At 39.7% G+C, this 16,240-nt stretch carries 13 protein-coding genes; 2 read left to right on the plus strand and 11 right to left on the minus strand.

Annotation, left to right across the window (positions count from 1 at the left end; all coding sequences use genetic code 11):
* The first annotated feature begins 3 nt into the window (after nt 1-3).
* Nucleotides 4-714, plus strand: a complete 711-nt coding sequence (locus tag GO009_RS01740) for an SDR family oxidoreductase (RefSeq protein WP_163624416.1) — start codon at nt 4-6, stop codon at nt 712-714.
* Here GO009_RS01740 and GO009_RS01745 read toward each other — a convergent pair whose 3' ends face one another.
* The 4 genes from GO009_RS01745 to GO009_RS01760 all read right to left on the minus strand — a co-directional run bounded on the left by GO009_RS01745 (nt 715) and on the right by GO009_RS01760 (nt 9,323).
* Entirely contained in the window at nt 715-3,447 is a 2,733-nt protein-coding gene (locus GO009_RS01745) for a PD-(D/E)XK nuclease family protein (protein ID WP_163624417.1), read from the minus strand.
* 62 nt (nt 3,448-3,509) lie between these two features.
* A complete protein-coding gene (locus GO009_RS01750; RefSeq protein WP_163624418.1) occupies nt 3,510-4,868 on the minus strand; it encodes an OmpA family protein in 1,359 nt (452 codons plus the stop codon).
* A 123-nt stretch (nt 4,869-4,991) separates the two neighbouring features.
* Nucleotides 4,992-6,185 (minus strand): glycine C-acetyltransferase, encoded by a 1,194-nt coding sequence (gene kbl / locus GO009_RS01755; RefSeq protein WP_163624419.1) that lies wholly within the window; start codon nt 6,183-6,185, stop codon nt 4,992-4,994.
* Nucleotides 6,186-6,200: 15 nt separating this feature from the next.
* Entirely contained in the window at nt 6,201-9,323 is a 3,123-nt protein-coding gene (locus GO009_RS01760; protein ID WP_163624420.1) for an exodeoxyribonuclease V subunit beta, read from the minus strand.
* Nucleotides 9,324-9,444: 121 nt separating this feature from the next.
* Between GO009_RS01760 and GO009_RS01765 the strand changes: the two genes are divergently transcribed.
* Nucleotides 9,445-10,053 carry a superoxide dismutase gene (locus tag GO009_RS01765; RefSeq protein ID WP_163624421.1) on the plus strand — a complete coding sequence of 203 codons (609 nt, stop codon included), beginning with the start codon at nt 9,445-9,447 and terminating at the stop codon, nt 10,051-10,053.
* A 634-nt stretch (nt 10,054-10,687) separates the two neighbouring features.
* On the opposite strand, the gene GO009_RS01770 is transcribed toward GO009_RS01765, so the two are convergent.
* From GO009_RS01770 to GO009_RS01800, 7 genes are all read right to left on the minus strand, one after another.
* Nucleotides 10,688-11,218, minus strand: coding sequence for a hypothetical protein (locus GO009_RS01770; protein WP_163624422.1), 531 nt, complete (start codon nt 11,216-11,218; stop codon nt 10,688-10,690).
* 114 nt (nt 11,219-11,332) lie between these two features.
* A complete protein-coding gene (locus tag GO009_RS01775; protein WP_163624423.1) occupies nt 11,333-11,881 on the minus strand; it encodes a hypothetical protein in 549 nt (182 codons plus the stop codon).
* A 1-nt stretch (nt 11,882) separates the two neighbouring features.
* Nucleotides 11,883-12,497 (minus strand): hypothetical protein, encoded by a 615-nt coding sequence (locus GO009_RS01780; protein ID WP_163624424.1) that lies wholly within the window; start codon nt 12,495-12,497, stop codon nt 11,883-11,885.
* 97 nt (nt 12,498-12,594) lie between these two features.
* Nucleotides 12,595-13,026, minus strand: a complete 432-nt coding sequence (locus GO009_RS01785; RefSeq protein WP_163624425.1) for a hypothetical protein — start codon at nt 13,024-13,026, stop codon at nt 12,595-12,597.
* Nucleotides 13,027-13,584: 558 nt separating this feature from the next.
* Nucleotides 13,585-14,010: a hypothetical protein gene (locus GO009_RS01790; protein ID WP_163624426.1), complete on the minus strand. Its 426-nt coding sequence runs from the start codon at nt 14,008-14,010 to the stop codon at nt 13,585-13,587.
* A 63-nt stretch (nt 14,011-14,073) separates the two neighbouring features.
* Nucleotides 14,074-14,679 carry a hypothetical protein gene (locus tag GO009_RS01795; protein WP_163624427.1) on the minus strand — a complete coding sequence of 202 codons (606 nt, stop codon included), beginning with the start codon at nt 14,677-14,679 and terminating at the stop codon, nt 14,074-14,076.
* Nucleotides 14,680-16,188 carry a hypothetical protein gene (locus GO009_RS01800; protein WP_163624428.1) on the minus strand — a complete coding sequence of 503 codons (1,509 nt, stop codon included), beginning with the start codon at nt 16,186-16,188 and terminating at the stop codon, nt 14,680-14,682.
* Between the last annotated feature and the right edge of the window lie 52 nt (nt 16,189-16,240).

Genomic DNA, 16,240 nt, shown 5'->3' on the forward strand with positions numbered 1-16,240 from the left:
AACATGAAACTAGAAGGAAAAGTAGCATACATCACAGGAGGAACCAAAGGTATTGGATACGGCATTGCCGAATGCTTGTTGGAGCAAGGCATGAAGGTGGCCGTTAGCGGTAGAAGCCAAGAGAGTGCCGACGCTGCCGTAAAAAGTTTGAACAATCCAGATAAAGTGTTGGGTTTGGTATCCGATGTGTCCAAATTGGATGATGAAAAAAAGGCCATAGCGGCGATTCTTGACAAATGGGGACAATTGGATGTAGTGATGGCAAATGCAGGTGTTGGACATTTTGCCCCAATCGATGAAATGGAAGACGAGAAATGGCATCAAATGATCGATACTAACCTAAATGGAGTGTATCACACGCTAAAAGCATCCGTCGATGCCCTGAAAAAATCCGAAGGCTATTACATGACCTTGGCTAGTTTGGCGGGCACCAATTTCTTTGCCACAGCGGCTGGATATAACGCGACCAAGTTTGGTGTTGTTGGTTTTACCCAGGCCGCGATGCTGGATTTAAGGCAGTATAATATAAAGGTGACCACCATTATGCCCGGTTCTGTGGCAAGTCATTTTAACAACAACGAGCCATCGGATAAGGATGCGTGGAAAATTCAGCCCGAGGACATTGGTAAATTGGTCGTTGATTTGCTGACGATGCACCCACGTACCTTGCCAAGTAAAATTGAAGTACGTCCTACGCGTCCCGATTTAAAATAATCAATCCATTTTCTCGGTAAGGGGAACCGCAGTATTGCAGATTTCCCTTATCAATTGGAACAGATAATTTTCAAAGGTTGCAAGGGTGTCCGAATCTATCCGGGTATCCTTGTCCTCTGAAAATGGGAACAGTCCTTTGCCCAGATGCTTAAATGAGATAATTCCCGCCTGAATATCGCTTGCATTGTATTTTTTGGAATACAGGTAGGCGTAACAGAGCAATTGGAACGCCTTGCTTTTATCATAATCAGTAATCAATGTTTCCCAATCGGTTATTTTCACGTTTTTCGCTTCTACCTTACCTGTTTTATAATCGATAATGCGCAAGGTGCCATCAAATTCATCAACCCGGTCTAAAGTTCCTTTTAGTTTGATGGGAAAATCAAGCCCGGGTACCGAAATATATTCTTCATAGCGTTCTTCGAGGGCCAATATTTTTATTTCATGGCGTTTGAGTTGACGTAACTCATCGTCCAAAAAGTTGTGTAGGTATTTTAGGATTACGTTGTAGACCAGCAGGAACTTACCTTTTGAGACATCCACCCCGGAAAGGTTCTTGGTAAAGTGATGTTGCACAACCTCGGGTACTTGCTTTTTTAGGGACTGGATATTTTCTTCCGTCAACAATTGATTGACGAGCGGGGTGTAAAGCTGCTCCAAACTATCGTGAATAATGGTCCCGAAGGTATTGGCGGCAATATTTTCCTCTACCTCTTCCAAATCATTGATTTTTAGAATGTTTCGAGTGTAAAAGTCAATAGGATTTCTGATGTAGTTCGTCAAAGATGTGGGCGAAAACCCATTTTGGGCAAAGTCCTTCAAGTCTTCCATAAATTTTCCGTCCTTTTCAATCTGGATCAGGGGTTTTGGGTCAATTGAAATTTTAGGGGAGGCAATGGTATGTGTTATATGCTGTTTTAAATTTTTGTCCGTTAACAATTGGGTGATCAATCGGCTCTTTTCACCACCCTCCAAAACATCTGGCTCGGTGTTGTAAGTGATGTAAATGTTCTTGGCCCGCTGTATCAACCTATAAAAGTGATACACGTAAATGGCATCCTTTTCTTTATATGTTGGCAAACCATAATCGCGTTTTACATCAAAGGGGATAAAGGAATCGTTGGATTTTCCCGAAGGGAGAACACCCTCGTTGACCGAGGTTATGATAACGGTTTCAAAATCAAGGTTACGGCTCTCCAACATTCCCATAATTTGAAAGCCCGTCAACGGCTGGCCAATAAAATCCAAGCTTTCCATATTGGCCAATTGTTTGAATAGATTCTTGATGGATTTAAGTTCGCCCATAAATTCCACCTTGTCCAAATATTGGTCCAACTGGTTGAAGAGCACATAGAACCGATACAGATATTCCAGCTCCAGCGCATTTTTTTTTTCTTGGTAGATAATTTTTAACCGTTCTATGAGGAACAGACAATGGCTTATCCAGCCCTTTGGGGTCAAGGTGTTTCCCGGAAAAATGATGGATAATAATTCTTGTGCCTTGGGGTATTTTGCAAGCAATTGTTGATTAAGGTAGAGTATATTGCCCTCTTTTATGTCTTTGGACAAGTGTTGTGCAAAATTCCCTTGTCTTTCGTTGGAGAGTGTTAAGGTATAGGGGTTGGAGATAAATTCCTGCACCCGTTTAAAAAACCAACCTTGCTCGGAAACGTTGAGGTGCAGCTCCAAAAAGTTTACAAAAAACGAATAGAGCACTGTTTTGTTCAACGGCATTCCCATAGTAATGTTCACTTTGGGAATAGTACTTGGAACGGCATTGAGCATTGGGTTGAGCAAAGTTTCGTCTGCCAGGACCAAGGCCGTTTTGGTTAGGTCAATATCTTGTTGTTGCCCAATGGATTCCAATAATTGACCTACATATTTGGTTTGGGATATGCTTTTGGGCACTCCGGTGATGGTGATGTTCTTTTTCTCTAGAAAATTGCTTTGCGGTTCTATTTTGTGCTGATGTTTGTAGTAAGGCCAATTGTATTGATAATCCCGCATAAACAAGCCTGCGTCGTGAATGGGGTCGTTTAAGAAATGCGAATCGATGTCCCAATAAATATGCGCATTACCTTGTTCCAAATAATGTTGGATGATGTTGGATTCTGCTGCGTTCAAGGCGTTAAAACCTACAAATACAATTGGATTCTTGAGAGCTTCTTTATATTCCCCGTTTTGAATTGCTTTTACCGCTTCACGTTGGATGAGTCCTTGATAACCTCTCTTCTGTTCGAGAAGAGCTTCATAAAAATTGTTGTAGATGGTTTCGAGGTTTTTCCAAAGCTTGAGATAATTTTCGACGAGCTCTGTTTTTTCCTTGTTGGCGGACCAATGGTTGATTTCCTTGATGGCTGATAGGTAATTCAGAATGTCTTTGGCGGGAATAAGATACCCATCAATTTCGTTGAAGTCCTGTAATAAGGTTTGTCCCCAATTAATAAAAGAAGCAAAATCGTCAGATTCATCTATTTGGGATTCTTTGTAGGTCCTAAAAAGGAGGAGTAGCAAATCAATGTTTGGTGCTTGGTTCAAATCGGAGAGCTTTCCGATGAACTCCTGAATGGACAATACTTCGGGACTGAATATGTTTTTTTTTAGCCTGTTGGAAATGTGTTTTTTTAAAAATGTACCCGATCTTTTACTGGGAAGTATATAGGTACACCGGGTTATATCCGGTTGTTTGTTGTGGAGGTCGTCCAGTACATATTCTAGGAAAGTATCATGCATGGACTAAAAATAAAAAAGGCCCCGCATTTGCGGAGCCTTTTTCAAGAAAACTTTGTTTCTTATTATTTTACCAAGTTGATTTCAACTCGTCTGTTTTGTGCTCTACCAGCTCTTGTGTTGTTGGTAGCAATTGGCTTAGCTTCACCATAACCGATAGCAGATAGTCTGTTTGAATCGATTCCTTTGTCAATCAAGAAGTTTCTAACAGAGTTAGCTCTTTCTTCAGAAAGTTTTTGGTTCAAGCTTTCGCTACCTACGCTGTCAGTGTGACCTTCAACTGTAAATTTAGCAGTTGGGTACTCGTTCAAGATTTGGATGATGTCGACCATTACAGAAGTAGATTCTGCTTTGATAGAAGACTTACCAGTGTCGAACAAGATAGTTCTAGCGTAATCGTTCAATTGCTTCTGAACTTCTTCAGTTACTTCTGGGCAACCGTTGTTAGCTACAGTACCAGCAACTTCTGGACATTGGTCGTCTTTGTCAAGAACACCGTCACCGTCAGAATCTGGCCAAGGGCATCCGTCGTTCTCAGCAGGTCCTGCTTCGTTAGGACACTCATCGTCTTTATCGGCAACACCGTCACCATCAGCATCAGGACAACCAGCTAGTGCAGGAAGACCTGGAGTGTTAGGACAAGCATCGTCTTTATCGGCAACGCCATCGCCATCAGCATCAGGACAACCGTTCATTTCTTTGGATCCAGCTTCGTTAGGACAAGCGTCTTTAGCGTCTTCGATACCGTCTCCGTCAGCATCAGGACAACCGTTGAATGCTTCCAAACCAGCTACTTCTGGACAAGCATCGTCTTTGTCGTATATTCCATCACCGTCAGTATCAGTACCACCAAACTTGATGCTGATTCCTGCCATGTGTTGGAAATGCTTAACCAAGTAATCTTCAAAAGCGTGCTTGTACTGAGTTTGAAGTGTAAGACCTAGGTTGTCAGAGAACCAAAAGTTAACACCTACACCACCATTAACGGTTCCAGCTCCGATTTCATCAACCCAAGTGTAACCACCTCCTATTTCTACGAAAGGATCAATAGTAGTGTTTTTAAGAATGTTGTATTTAATGGTACCATCTATAGCATAGTGAGACAAATCGTCAACTTCGAAGTCTCCTAATTTTTCGATTCTATTCAAAGAACCTCTTGCTCCTACAGAGAAACCATCTCCAATATATTTGGAAACTGCAACATAGGAAACAGATGGTAAAATGTTCCAATGATCAGATACATTAAAGTACTCATCGAACAATGTAGTACTTGAAAAAGGATTGTCACTATCGTTAGTAGGATAAGCGTCTATTGCATTTACCCCTATACTAACTTGCCAGGGATTATTTTCGTCTTGCGCTTGTATGCTGTTGATCCCTACAAATACAAGAGCAACAACCAATAATTTGCTAAGATGTTTCATGCTCAAAATTTTAAGTTTAAGTGTTTATCAGCAGCAAATGTAAGTTGTTAAGACTTATTAACAAAATCTAAATTTCTTTTTTTTTGACTCATTTGCCAGAAGATTTGTTGCATTTCGACGAATTTAGATGACATTTAACGATTTTCCTACCTTTATAAATGCATTAATCGCATGGTCCAAGTGCTCTTTTTCGTGGGCTGCTGAGAGCTGTACTCGAATTCTTGCTTTGCCTTTAGGTACTACGGGATAAAAGAAGCCAATCACGTAAATCCCCTCTTCCAAGAGCATATCGGCCATATTTTGTGATAATTTGGCATCGTACAACATTACCGGTACTATGGCAGAATCACCGTCAATAATATCAAAGCCGGCCTCTTTCATTCCTTTTTTAAAGTATTCTGTATTGCTTTGTAGCTTATCCCGCAAAGAAGTATCCTTGTCCAACATCTCAAATACCTTAATGGATGCTCCAACTATAGCGGGTGCCAAGGAATTGGAGAACAAATAAGGTCTGGAACGCTGGCGGAGCATTTCAATGATTTCCTTTTTTCCGGTGGTATAACCGCCCATGGCTCCGCCCAAAGCTTTGCCGAGTGTACCTGTAATAATGTCGATTCGGTCCATGACGCCCTTTTCTTCCAAGGTACCGCGGCCTGTTTCCCCTATAAAGCCTGTAGCGTGACATTCATCTATCATGACCATGGCATCATATTTATCTGCCAAATCACAGATTTTATCCAAAGGAGCCAAAAGTCCGTCCATGGAGAACACTCCGTCGGTTACTATAATTTTAAAGCGTGCTCCATCGGCAATGCTTTGTTTGAGTTTTTCCTCAAGGTCGGCCATATCGTTGTTCGTGTAGCGATATCGCTTTGCTTTGCACAAACGAACACCGTCAATAATGGATGCATGGTTCAATGAATCTGAGATAATGGCATCCTCCGCTGTAAGCAAGGGTTCAAAAACCCCTCCGTTGGCATCAAAAGCGGCTGCATATAATATGGTATCCTCGGTACCGTAGAAATTGGCGATTTTCTGTTCCAATTGTTTATGGATGTCCTGCGTTCCGCAAATAAAACGTACCGAAGACATTCCAAAACCGTGGGTATCCATCGTATCCTTTGCGGCTTGGATTACATCCGGGTGCGAGGAGAGCCCCAAATAATTGTTCGCACAAAAATTAATGACTTCTTCCCCTGTGGAGATTTTTATAACCGCTCCTTGTGGCGAGGTAATAATTCGTTCTTTTTTAAACAGGCCAGCTTCTTCAATCTCCTTCAATTCCTTGGCCAAATGTTCTTTTATTTTTCCGTACATATCTTTGATTTAACTTTATACAAAAATAGGGTCTATTTCTTGGTCAATATAAACAATGATGGATTGTTTGATTTCAAAATCCATTGCTTTTAAAATATCGGCATAATTTGCGATTTGCTCCTTATGCTTTGGCGATGGTTTACCTGTCTTATAATCTATGATGGTCGCTTGGTTCCCATCAATTGTAATTCTATCAGGCCGAAGGGAATGTCCATCCGTTGTCAAGATTTCTTGTTCGTTCAATATGTGAAGGTTGTCCAAGAACAGATCTTTCAACTTCGGATGATTTACAACAGCCATAATTTTTTGTTTGATGTCGCTCGCGGCCTCTTTGGGAAAATGCCCCTCAATTTCCAATCGCTCCAAAACCGAATCAACATCGTTTACAGTTTCAATCTGGCTCAACGCAAAGTGGATTACATTCCCCATTTCGATGGCTTCCAAGCGTTCATCGTCCCACAAACGGCCCGATTTGGTGGAAATCGTAAACCCGGCATCTTCTTTTGGGCGGGTAACGTAGGAGATATAGTTTTCGTTGGATTCCAAAGGTGAACGTGCTATTTCTTTTGATGGAAAAGTTCCAATGGTATAAACCCCGTTCTGGTTTTCAGGTATGTTCTTTTGTTGAACAAATAACTGAAAAAGGTCGGCGTAGGAAGAAGCAGACTCGGCAGAAGCAACTTTTTTGCCTGCTTCTGTAATCACAAACAGCCCTTTCACAGGTCGGGTAAGTGCCACGTAGAGTACGTTCATGGAATCCAACAAGGTTTTTTGCTCTTCGTCCAAGTATTTTTGCTGGGCCATCTCATTGTACTCCAACATATCTTTATTGTTGTTGATGAGGAATTCATCCAGCCCTAAAGTTTTATCGGCACTAGTGGCAGGCACCCAAGCTTTCTTTTTCTTACGTTTATCGTCCAGAATCGCATTGGCAAACGGAAAAATCACAAATGGGAATTCAAGGCCTTTGGCCTTGTGGATGGTCATAATTTTTACGGCATCCACACCATCGGGAGCCGCAATGGATAGGGATTCTTTTTTTACTTCCCAATAATTAAGGAAAGCATATACGCTGGGTCCTTCCCTTTTTTCTAAATCCAGCACTTCGTCCATTAAAAACGAAATATGCGCAACGGAACCTTTATAAAGCTCAAACTGTACAATGACGGTTTCCAAAATGGTGAGCACAGGTTCTCCCCTTAATTCAATTATATTGAAACTGTATGCACTGGTCAAGAAGGTTTCAATATTTTCCAAGTTTTTGGAAATGAAGTCGTGCTTGCCGTTTTCATTGGGTGACAGATACATTAATATAAGGTAGGCCGCTTCTCGGTCTTTCGGGTTTTCAAAAATTCGGAGAATCGATATCAAAAAGATGACTTTCTCATTCTTTGACAGCAAAAGTGCATCCGAAGAAATGATGGGAATGCTCTGCTGTGCTAAAAAATCTGCCAGCAACATTCCCTTCTTATTATCGCGAACCAAAACGCAGATATCGGCATAGGCATGGTTTTCCGAAATGATATGCTGGATGTGTTTAAGCGTTTCCGAGCAATACACCTCGTCCTTATCCTCCACATCTTTATCCAAAAAGGACATTTGGATGTATCCCCCGGGTTTGTTGTTGGTTTTTTGATGAGAATCCTTCAAAAAAAGATTACGATAGTCCTCGTTGCCAAGCACAGGAGCCACTTCTGTAAAAAAATTATTGTTGAAGTTCACGATTTCGTCATAACTCCGCCAATTGGTGTCCAACGAATAGGTGCTGGGCTCTATCACAAAGGGGTGCGATTTCCCATTTATTAGGTTGAGGAATTGCTCCGCCCTGCCACCACGCCAGCGGTAAATGGCCTGCTTTACATCGCCTACCAAAAAAAGGGAACCGCGGTCGTGCTTTTCGTCCTCACTTTCCAGGGCGTTTCCAATAAGGGGCACCAAGTTTTCCCACTGCATTTTTGAAGTGTCCTGGAACTCATCAATAAAATAATGGCGGTATTTTTCGCCCATCCGTTCATAAATAAAAGGTACAGGTTGATTCTTGATCTCTTTGGAGAGGATGGCGTTCAGGGAAGAAATGGGGACAATATCCCTGTCCTGCTCAATATTCTTGATTTCCTTGGCGATTTCGTTCAAAACTGTCATCGGCACTATATTGCCATAAATGTTTTGGAGATAGCTGTGCCGATAGACAAGTCGCTTTATGATGAGATAGTTTTCCAAAATGGTTACGGCCAATTGGGTGACGTCCCTTTTGTCACTGGCCTTGAGTAATTTTCCCTCAACTAGATTGGGCTCCAGGGTTTTGGCGGCGTATAATTTTTTTGGGTCGAGTTCCCCATCAACCATTTTTTTGAAATGATTGGGCAAGGTTTGTCTAGGGAAATCGGCAAAATCAAAACCTTGATTCTCTACTTCTTGAAGCACAGTTTGAGCCAATTGGTTTACCTTTTCCCCAATGGACTTGCTTTCTGAGGCTATCCGTTTCTGAATGTCCTGAAAATCCCCGATTGATTTTTCACGTAGCGGCTCCACATGTTCCGCATGGTTTTCCTGAAAAAGGAGTTTCCCGATTTCCACCAGATCATAGGCGATGTTCCAACTCTTGTCATCATCAATTTTTTCGAGTGAAAAGGCAATCAAGACCTCGGTAAGTTTTTCATCGTTGCCAGCGCGTTCCAGTAATCTTCCCATGGCTTCCTCCAACAGTAAATCCAAATTTAGTTCCACCTCAAAATTTTGGGACAGGTGTAGATCGCGGGCAAATGTTTTTATGATCTTATGGTTGAATTTGTCTATGGTAGAAATCTCAAAAAAGGAGTAATTGTGCAGAATCCGTTTTAGAATGAGTTGGGATCGTTGCCGCAATTGTTCCTCGGTCAAATTGAGTTCATCACAAAGTGATCGGAACAAACTTTTCTGCTTTTCGGGAACTTGATCCTTACCAAAAGCGTACAAGTTATCCAAAATCCGGGTTTTCATTTCGTCCACTGCCTTGTTGGTAAAGGTAATGGCCAAAATCTGACGGAATTTTATCGAAGCATCGTTGGAGAGCAATAATTTGAGGTATGCTTTTGCCAGGGCATAGGTCTTGCCCGAACCTGCCGATGCGCTGTATATTTTAAAATTGGACCCCTCCAAAAACGTTTTTCCTGCAAAATAAGGATTCCTTACCTGATGTTAACATGCTTTTAGCGGAATATATATGTTAAAACTTGTATTTTTACGTGAATTGATTAATAACCTAAAAAAACAGAATATTATGGCTTTTGAATTACCTAAATTACCGTATGCATACGATGCATTGGAACCACATATAGATGCTAGGACCATGGAAATCCACCATACCAAGCACCACAATGGCTACACCACTAAATTGAACGGAGCCATCGAAGGAACAGATTTGGAAGGAAAGGGGATCGTGGATATCCTTTCAGGTTTGGATATGTCCAATGCCGCTGTTAGAAACAACGGAGGCGGATTTTTTAACCATAGCCTTTTTTGGGAAGTAATGTCCCCAAACGGAGGCGGAAAACCTTCAGGGGAATTGGCTTCTGCAATTGACGAGGCTTTTGGTTCTTTTGATGCTTTCAAAGAAAAATTTTCCACTGCCGCCGCTACCCAATTTGGATCAGGTTGGGCATGGTTGTGTGTGCACAAAGGAGGAAAAGTGGAAGTTTGTTCCACCCCTAACCAAGATAACCCCATTATGCCAGGAGTGGGTTGTGGTGGTTACCCGATTTTGGGCTTGGATGTATGGGAGCATGCTTACTACTTGCATTATCAAAACTTGAGACCAGATTATATTTCAGCATTTTTTAATATAATCAATTGGGACAAAGTTTCTGAAAACTACGCAGCTAGTAAATAAGAACTGGTTCAATAATAATATGAAAAGCCGTGCACTTGGTGCACGGCTTTTTTTGTTTTTGTTTTTTAAATAGAAAAGGGTGAGGAAGTCCTCACCCTTTTCGTCCCAAATCTTACCATAAACTTAACCTACTTATGCTATGGCGGCACTAAAATACTGGTATTGTGTAAAATAACAAAGGGTTTTAAAAAATATTTTGTTTTTATGAAGAAAAAGAAATTGTGCAGTTCGTCGATAAAATGGATAAAACCTTGGTAGTCAAATATAAAGAAGCCGGAGCGTGCTCCGGCTTCTTTCCCCAAATCTTACCATGAACTTAACCTACTTATGCTATGGTGATTCAAAAGTAAGCCAAGCGATGTTTTTGTGCCCAAGCTTTTAGATGAAACTCCCTTAAATGCGTTGAAGTGTACAACACAGCCTGATTATTGATAAATGTCAAGAAAACTAAGGGGATTGCTAAAGGTTTACGGGTGTGCAGAAAATAAAAAAGGTGGAATAACTTCCACCTTTTTTGCTGTATTCTTAATTATTCATTTGGGTTGTCCAAGCCATAATGGTTGTGCTCTGTTGCTGATTGCCCTAAGTCGATCTGATAATATTTTTGATACAGATTGGGATTAAGTTAGTCTATTTAGGAAAACCAATCACTTAAAATGTAATTGGCTTTCCATGTATCACTGATTTTTTTGAAAACAATCAAATCTCCACCTCCTGTGCTTTCTACATACATCAGAGCATATTTCCCATCATTTGATAAAATGGGTACAGAGAGAGTCAAAGTATTAAAATCATGTTTTTTAGAGATTGTAATGTTATCGAGCATCCCTTTATCAAAACTTATTTTCTCAACTGATTGGGCTTTTCGTTTAAGCCTTATCATCTCCTCTTTGTCAAAAATTTTTTCAAATTCGACCCCAAATTTTTTTTCAATGATATCATGAGAACTATTCAATTCATTGTAATTGATTAAATCTACTAATGATGCATTACCGGAAGGTTTGACCAAAGATTTGAAAAACAATTTTTTCTCCTTTCTGTTTTCAAAATATGCATTGATTACTTCGGATTGTTCCAAGGTTATATTTTGAATACCATAGGTGCTTTTACAGTTCAAGCTAAAGAGAATTGCAACGGCACAGATTAAATATTTTATTCCTTTCATATTTTTTAGAAGATAGCAATACGAAGCCTATAGTGCTCATGCTTGATTTAGACAACTGACAAAGTGAATCCAAAAACAAAATAAGGTTATGAGCAGTCGACGAATTGATTATCCTCAGCTTATCCAAAGATGCAAATAAAAAATATCCTCCCAAGCACCATCCTCAAATCTAAACATGGTTATTCCTCCAGCAGCACTTTCTGGGCCTTCATAGACTTCTTCATACATCAATGCATACTTAGTTCCGTTATTAGTAAAAATATATGGGAAAGAGATACTGTTTTTAGCTTTCTGACTAATCTCTATGTTTCCATTGAGCTTGTTTTTATCTAACCTTTGTTGAACTGTACTCTGATTGACAAATTCTCTGATAATACTAATAAATTCCTCATTGGAGAACATGGATTGAAAGTCAACTTTCGGTCTATCGTAATTTCCTAAATCGTTATTTGCTTCTTGCCAAGCAGATAGGTTGTCCAGTCCTTTACTATACTGGCTTATGTCAACTGTTTTTCTTGCCAACACTTTTTCATCCCTAGAAGCATAATATGAATTCATCAAATTATAGGCTTCGCTTGATGTTTCTAGCTTCATTGTATTGCATCCTATTGTGATAAGCAAGACAAGAAAGAACATAAAAATACATTTTATTGTAGTTTTCATCTTATGGACATTTTTCTCCTTTTGCATTATTGTTCGCAACTTGTTCGTTATTTAAAACCGTTTTTATGGAGTTTTTTAAGTTTAAAGACAGTGAGTTGAAAGCGGATGAAGTTTCCAAACCTCCCCAAGCCAACTTTTCATAATAACTTTGGGACTGTTTATTATTGTCCCAGACCGAAAGAGACTTGGCAATCCCTTGAACATATTGTCCAATAAATTCATGCTCGGTTAAATTAACTTTTACTCCTGAACTCAAAGTTTGTTGTGCTCCCAAGTTAGTGTAATATTGCTGTATTGCACTGCTAAGATTAGAAGTTGGGTTTGTATTGATTGTATAACCTAAAAATGCATGCATACTTTCATGTATTATGGTTCTGGCAATTGCCAATTGGGTTGCATTCTTTACGTAATCATCATCAAGTGTTATGGTCCATTCGAGTTTTCCGTATGTTTTAAGTGTTTTGGCATTTCTCGGTTGTCCACCTACATAACCTGCCTCGGCAACCTTAAAAACCAAATCATAATTGCCAGAAGAATCAAACAAATCCAAGATGCCTTGCGATAAATGCCCTGTTCCATCCAATTGCCCAATGTCTGGCACGGTTAGGTTCTGCATATCCTTTATTGCCAGTTTGTTGATGATACTCTCTACACAGGGGCTAAAGGATTAATTTGACAAAAGTTTAATTTGTCAATGTTTAAAACTTTTCAATTCACTTGTTGAAAACCGCATTAAACTCTTTTAAATAGACATTGACTACCAAGGAATCACCTTTGGCAATACTAACATGCTCGATTTTTACTGGCTTCTTCGAATGCTTGGAAACAATAATATTGATTACCCCATCAGTTGTCATAATTTCAACAGGATTTTCTTTAAATGCAAAATCGTCTATTATCACAAAATCAAAAGGCAGAGCTTCCTTGGTACTAAATTCATAATAATTGAATAGTAGAATACTTTTTGTGGAGTTGTCAGCTCTCATTTTAAACCTCTCAATAGTATAGCATTCTTCACAGTTCTCAATCTTATTACTTATTCTCTTTGGGGTTGAGCAATTTAGAAAAATAATCAATATTGCTAATCCATATACTTTATTTAGGACACTTGATACCCTTTGCATTATTGTAGCCATTACTTTCATTTGTTATTGCCGATTGAATTTCATTTTTATTTGGTTGTGCTTGGTATGCTGAAGATGATTCTAGGCCTGCCCAAGATAGTTTTTTATAATATTCGATACTCTGTTGTTTGTTGTCCTAGGCTAAGTCTGTCTTAAAAAAAATTGTTTAAATGAAAAGAAGGATATGATTGGTATTGTTAATCCCAGATTATTTCTGAACTGTCTTTCAAGTACAATTTGACTACGAGAGAGTCATTTTTATCAATCTTTAACCCGGTTATTACTGAAGGCTCTTTGGATATAAAGTACCCTTTAATATTGTATTTTCCTGGGTCAATTTTCAAGATATGATGAAAATTTTTGTAATCCGAATCAATATAAATACCATTTACATTTATAAATCCGGGCAAGGGGTCAGTCTTACTATAAAAATCAAATAATTGTACATTTAAATAGGTTCCATTACTAGTAGAATGATTGGTCGTTTTATGATTCTCTTTATTATAAATAGTCTTACAGCTGGTAAAACACTGAAATACAATAAGTAATCCAATATAAATGAATTGTTTATTATGATGTTTAATTACACTCTTGACCTTTTGCATTGACTGAATTTGTAGCTTCATTTTGTATAGTTTCCTGAATTTCATTTTTATTTAATTGAGCCTGATAGACTGATGAACTTTCCAACCCCGCCCAACAAAGTTTCTTATAGTATTCCATACTCTGTTGTTTGTTGTCCCAGACAGATAGTGAAACTGCCATGGCATCTACATATTGGGACATAAATTCATGTTGTGTAAGATTCTGTACTAGTTTGTCTGGGTTGTTAAATTTGTAATAGGTATAAAGACTTTGCAATGATATGGCCATGTCCGATGTATTATTAGAATTAAGAATCATTCCAACAAAAGCATGCACATTTTCATGTATTACTGTTCTGGCTATGGATAGCTGTGTGGCATTGTTCACATAATCATCATCAAGCGTAATGGTCCATTCCATTTTCCAGTCTGCATAGCACTAAATAGAAGTTGGAAATTCTTTCTTGACCCATAAGTCCAAAATTTAATCTGAAATTGATAAGGGATAGTAGCAATAATACGTCCATGTACCATCCTCTTTTTTATATACACGAGCCTCAATTGAACTATCAAACTTCACAAACATAATTGCATAATCCCCTTTAGTGTTGAGGACAGGTGCTGAAAACCTGACAGAATTGTAATTCTTTATCTTAGTCATTTCACTATTGACCAAATCTTTGTCCCATCTCCAAGACTTGGATGTCAAATTTTCTTTCATGCCATCAATTTCCTCTTTAGGTAATATATTTGGCACGAAGTCAGAAAGATATCTTTCTTCGACCTTTTTCACTAACATTCTCTTTCTGTCCTCTGATATATTCAGAGCGGTTATTGAATCTGTTTCTTTACGGGCCAGTTCATATTTGGGATTGATGAAAATACATTTGAAATATTTGTTTGGAAAAGAAAACATTGATTTATCAACAACATAAGATTTGTAATATAACCGATGTTCACTAAGCAACCTTGATTGTAGGTTCACTATTTGATAAACCTCACTTTCGTTTTGCACAAGATTTTTTTGCACACCACATCCTAAATTAAAAAATAGTATAATGATTGCTACTAAAATTAAATTTTTCATCATTTAATTACATTTAGTTCCTTTTGCATTGTTTGTGGCATTGCTTGCTGCGGAGCCTTCTGCAATGTTTGCATTGATTATCGCTGTTCGTTGTTGAAGTGATAATTGTGCAAAAGTATCGGATGCCAGCATACCACCTGACCAAGCTAATTTGTTATAGTAATCAATGTTTTGTTGTTTGTTGTCCCAAACGGAGAGCGAGTGTCCAATTGCCTCAACAAATTGAATCATATATTCATGGTGGGCAACCTGCAAATCAACGTTGTTCTCTTCTCTATAATTACTTATTAATTCAGCAGTTTCACTTTGACTATATGTGGCTGTAGCATATAATAAATAACCATGCAAACTCTCATGGATAATTGTCCGGGCAATAGCCAACTTGGTAGCATTTTGAACAAACTCTTCATCGATAATTATATTTATAGCTGGAGAACCTGATACGGTCACTACAGAGGTAGATGCATTTTTACCAGTTCCGGCTTCTTCTACCTTAAAGATAATATCCAAATCATCAAAACTATCAAACAAATCCAAGATGCCTTGCGATAAATGCCCTGTTCCATCCAATTGCCCAATGTCTGGCACGGTAAGATTTTGCACATCCTTTAATGCCAACTTGTTGATGATGACCACTACACAGGGGTCAACGGATTCATCCACATCAATTTTTTCAAAGAACAACCTTTTATCGATGACCGTGGAGACCTGTCCGTTACCTCCTTGTGAGCCATCGCCTGCCGAAGAGCCGCCGCCCCCGCCACCATGGGACTGTCCGTCGCCTTGGGATTGCCCTCCAACATTGCCAGCTCCAGAGAAACCACTACCAGCCCCCACACCGCTACTGCCACCGCCGCTGCATTCATAGTCTATAATAATGTCCGTCGCATAGAACACTCCATCCTGTTCCAGTCCGCCATAGCTCACATTGGTCACTTCACAGTACATAAGGGCTTTGTACGCAGCTGTCTTGCCCATTACCTGTTCCGCGGCCTTGCCTTCACTGAACTGGCCTGACGCCATGGAATCGCCTTCACCATCAAAGACAAAGATTTCGCCGGAGTACGCCTCCCAGTCCGCTTTGCCTAAAGCCATTTCAGCCAGCCATTCATCGGTGGGTTTGTACCTCAGTATGTGGGAGCGCAGGGTACCGTCTGCGTCTTCGGTTACCACAAGATTGTCCATATACATCTCATTGCCCAGCTTTTCCATCCCCAGGGTATAACTGGAGGTACCATCTTCCGTTTCCATTACGGTTACTTGGTCCTGCCGTACATTGCCGAAAGGCGTCCCGCCCTTGCCAGATGGGCCTTTCCCTTGGACGGCACCCGACGAATGGACAACTTCGCCCAGGATATGGAGGGGGAGCTGTTGGTAGTTGATTTTGTGGATGGCCGATTTTGTGGCCGCGCCCGTGGTGTTCTCTTGTGGAATGGATGTCTCTTCCTTTTGGCAGTTCCAGGCCAAAAGGGCCAATAGCATCAGAGGCAGTAGGTTTTTCAGTTGTTTCATTACTTGTCAAGTTTTAAATTATCAATAAGATTTGGGGACCTTAAAAAAATCA

It is taken from the genome of Allomuricauda sp. TY007, from assembly GCF_010468565.1.
In the GTDB taxonomy this organism is placed as follows: Bacteria; Bacteroidota; Bacteroidia; order Flavobacteriales; family Flavobacteriaceae; genus Flagellimonas.

Excerpts from the sequence above, each read along its gene's own strand:
- GO009_RS01740 (WP_163624416.1), top strand. The coding sequence starts at position 4 with ATGAAACTAGAAGGAAAAGTAGCATACATCACAGGAGGAACCAAAGGT.
- GO009_RS01745 (WP_163624417.1), bottom strand. The coding sequence starts at position 3,447 with ATGCATGATACTTTCCTAGAATATGTACTGGACGACCTCCACAACAAA.
- GO009_RS01750 (WP_163624418.1), bottom strand. The coding sequence starts at position 4,868 with ATGAAACATCTTAGCAAATTATTGGTTGTTGCTCTTGTATTTGTAGGG.
- kbl (WP_163624419.1), bottom strand. The coding sequence starts at position 6,185 with ATGTACGGAAAAATAAAAGAACATTTGGCCAAGGAATTGAAGGAGATT.
- GO009_RS01765 (WP_163624421.1), top strand. The coding sequence starts at position 9,445 with ATGGCTTTTGAATTACCTAAATTACCGTATGCATACGATGCATTGGAA.
- GO009_RS01770 (WP_163624422.1), bottom strand. The coding sequence starts at position 11,218 with ATGAAAGGAATAAAATATTTAATCTGTGCCGTTGCAATTCTCTTTAGC.
- GO009_RS01775 (WP_163624423.1), bottom strand. The coding sequence starts at position 11,881 with ATGAAAACTACAATAAAATGTATTTTTATGTTCTTTCTTGTCTTGCTT.
- GO009_RS01780 (WP_163624424.1), bottom strand. The coding sequence starts at position 12,497 with ATGCAGAACCTAACCGTGCCAGACATTGGGCAATTGGATGGAACAGGG.
- GO009_RS01785 (WP_163624425.1), bottom strand. The coding sequence starts at position 13,026 with ATGAAAGTAATGGCTACAATAATGCAAAGGGTATCAAGTGTCCTAAAT.
- GO009_RS01790 (WP_163624426.1), bottom strand. The coding sequence starts at position 14,010 with ATGGAATGGACCATTACGCTTGATGATGATTATGTGAACAATGCCACA.
- GO009_RS01795 (WP_163624427.1), bottom strand. The coding sequence starts at position 14,679 with ATGATGAAAAATTTAATTTTAGTAGCAATCATTATACTATTTTTTAAT.
- GO009_RS01800 (WP_163624428.1), bottom strand. The coding sequence starts at position 16,188 with ATGAAACAACTGAAAAACCTACTGCCTCTGATGCTATTGGCCCTTTTG.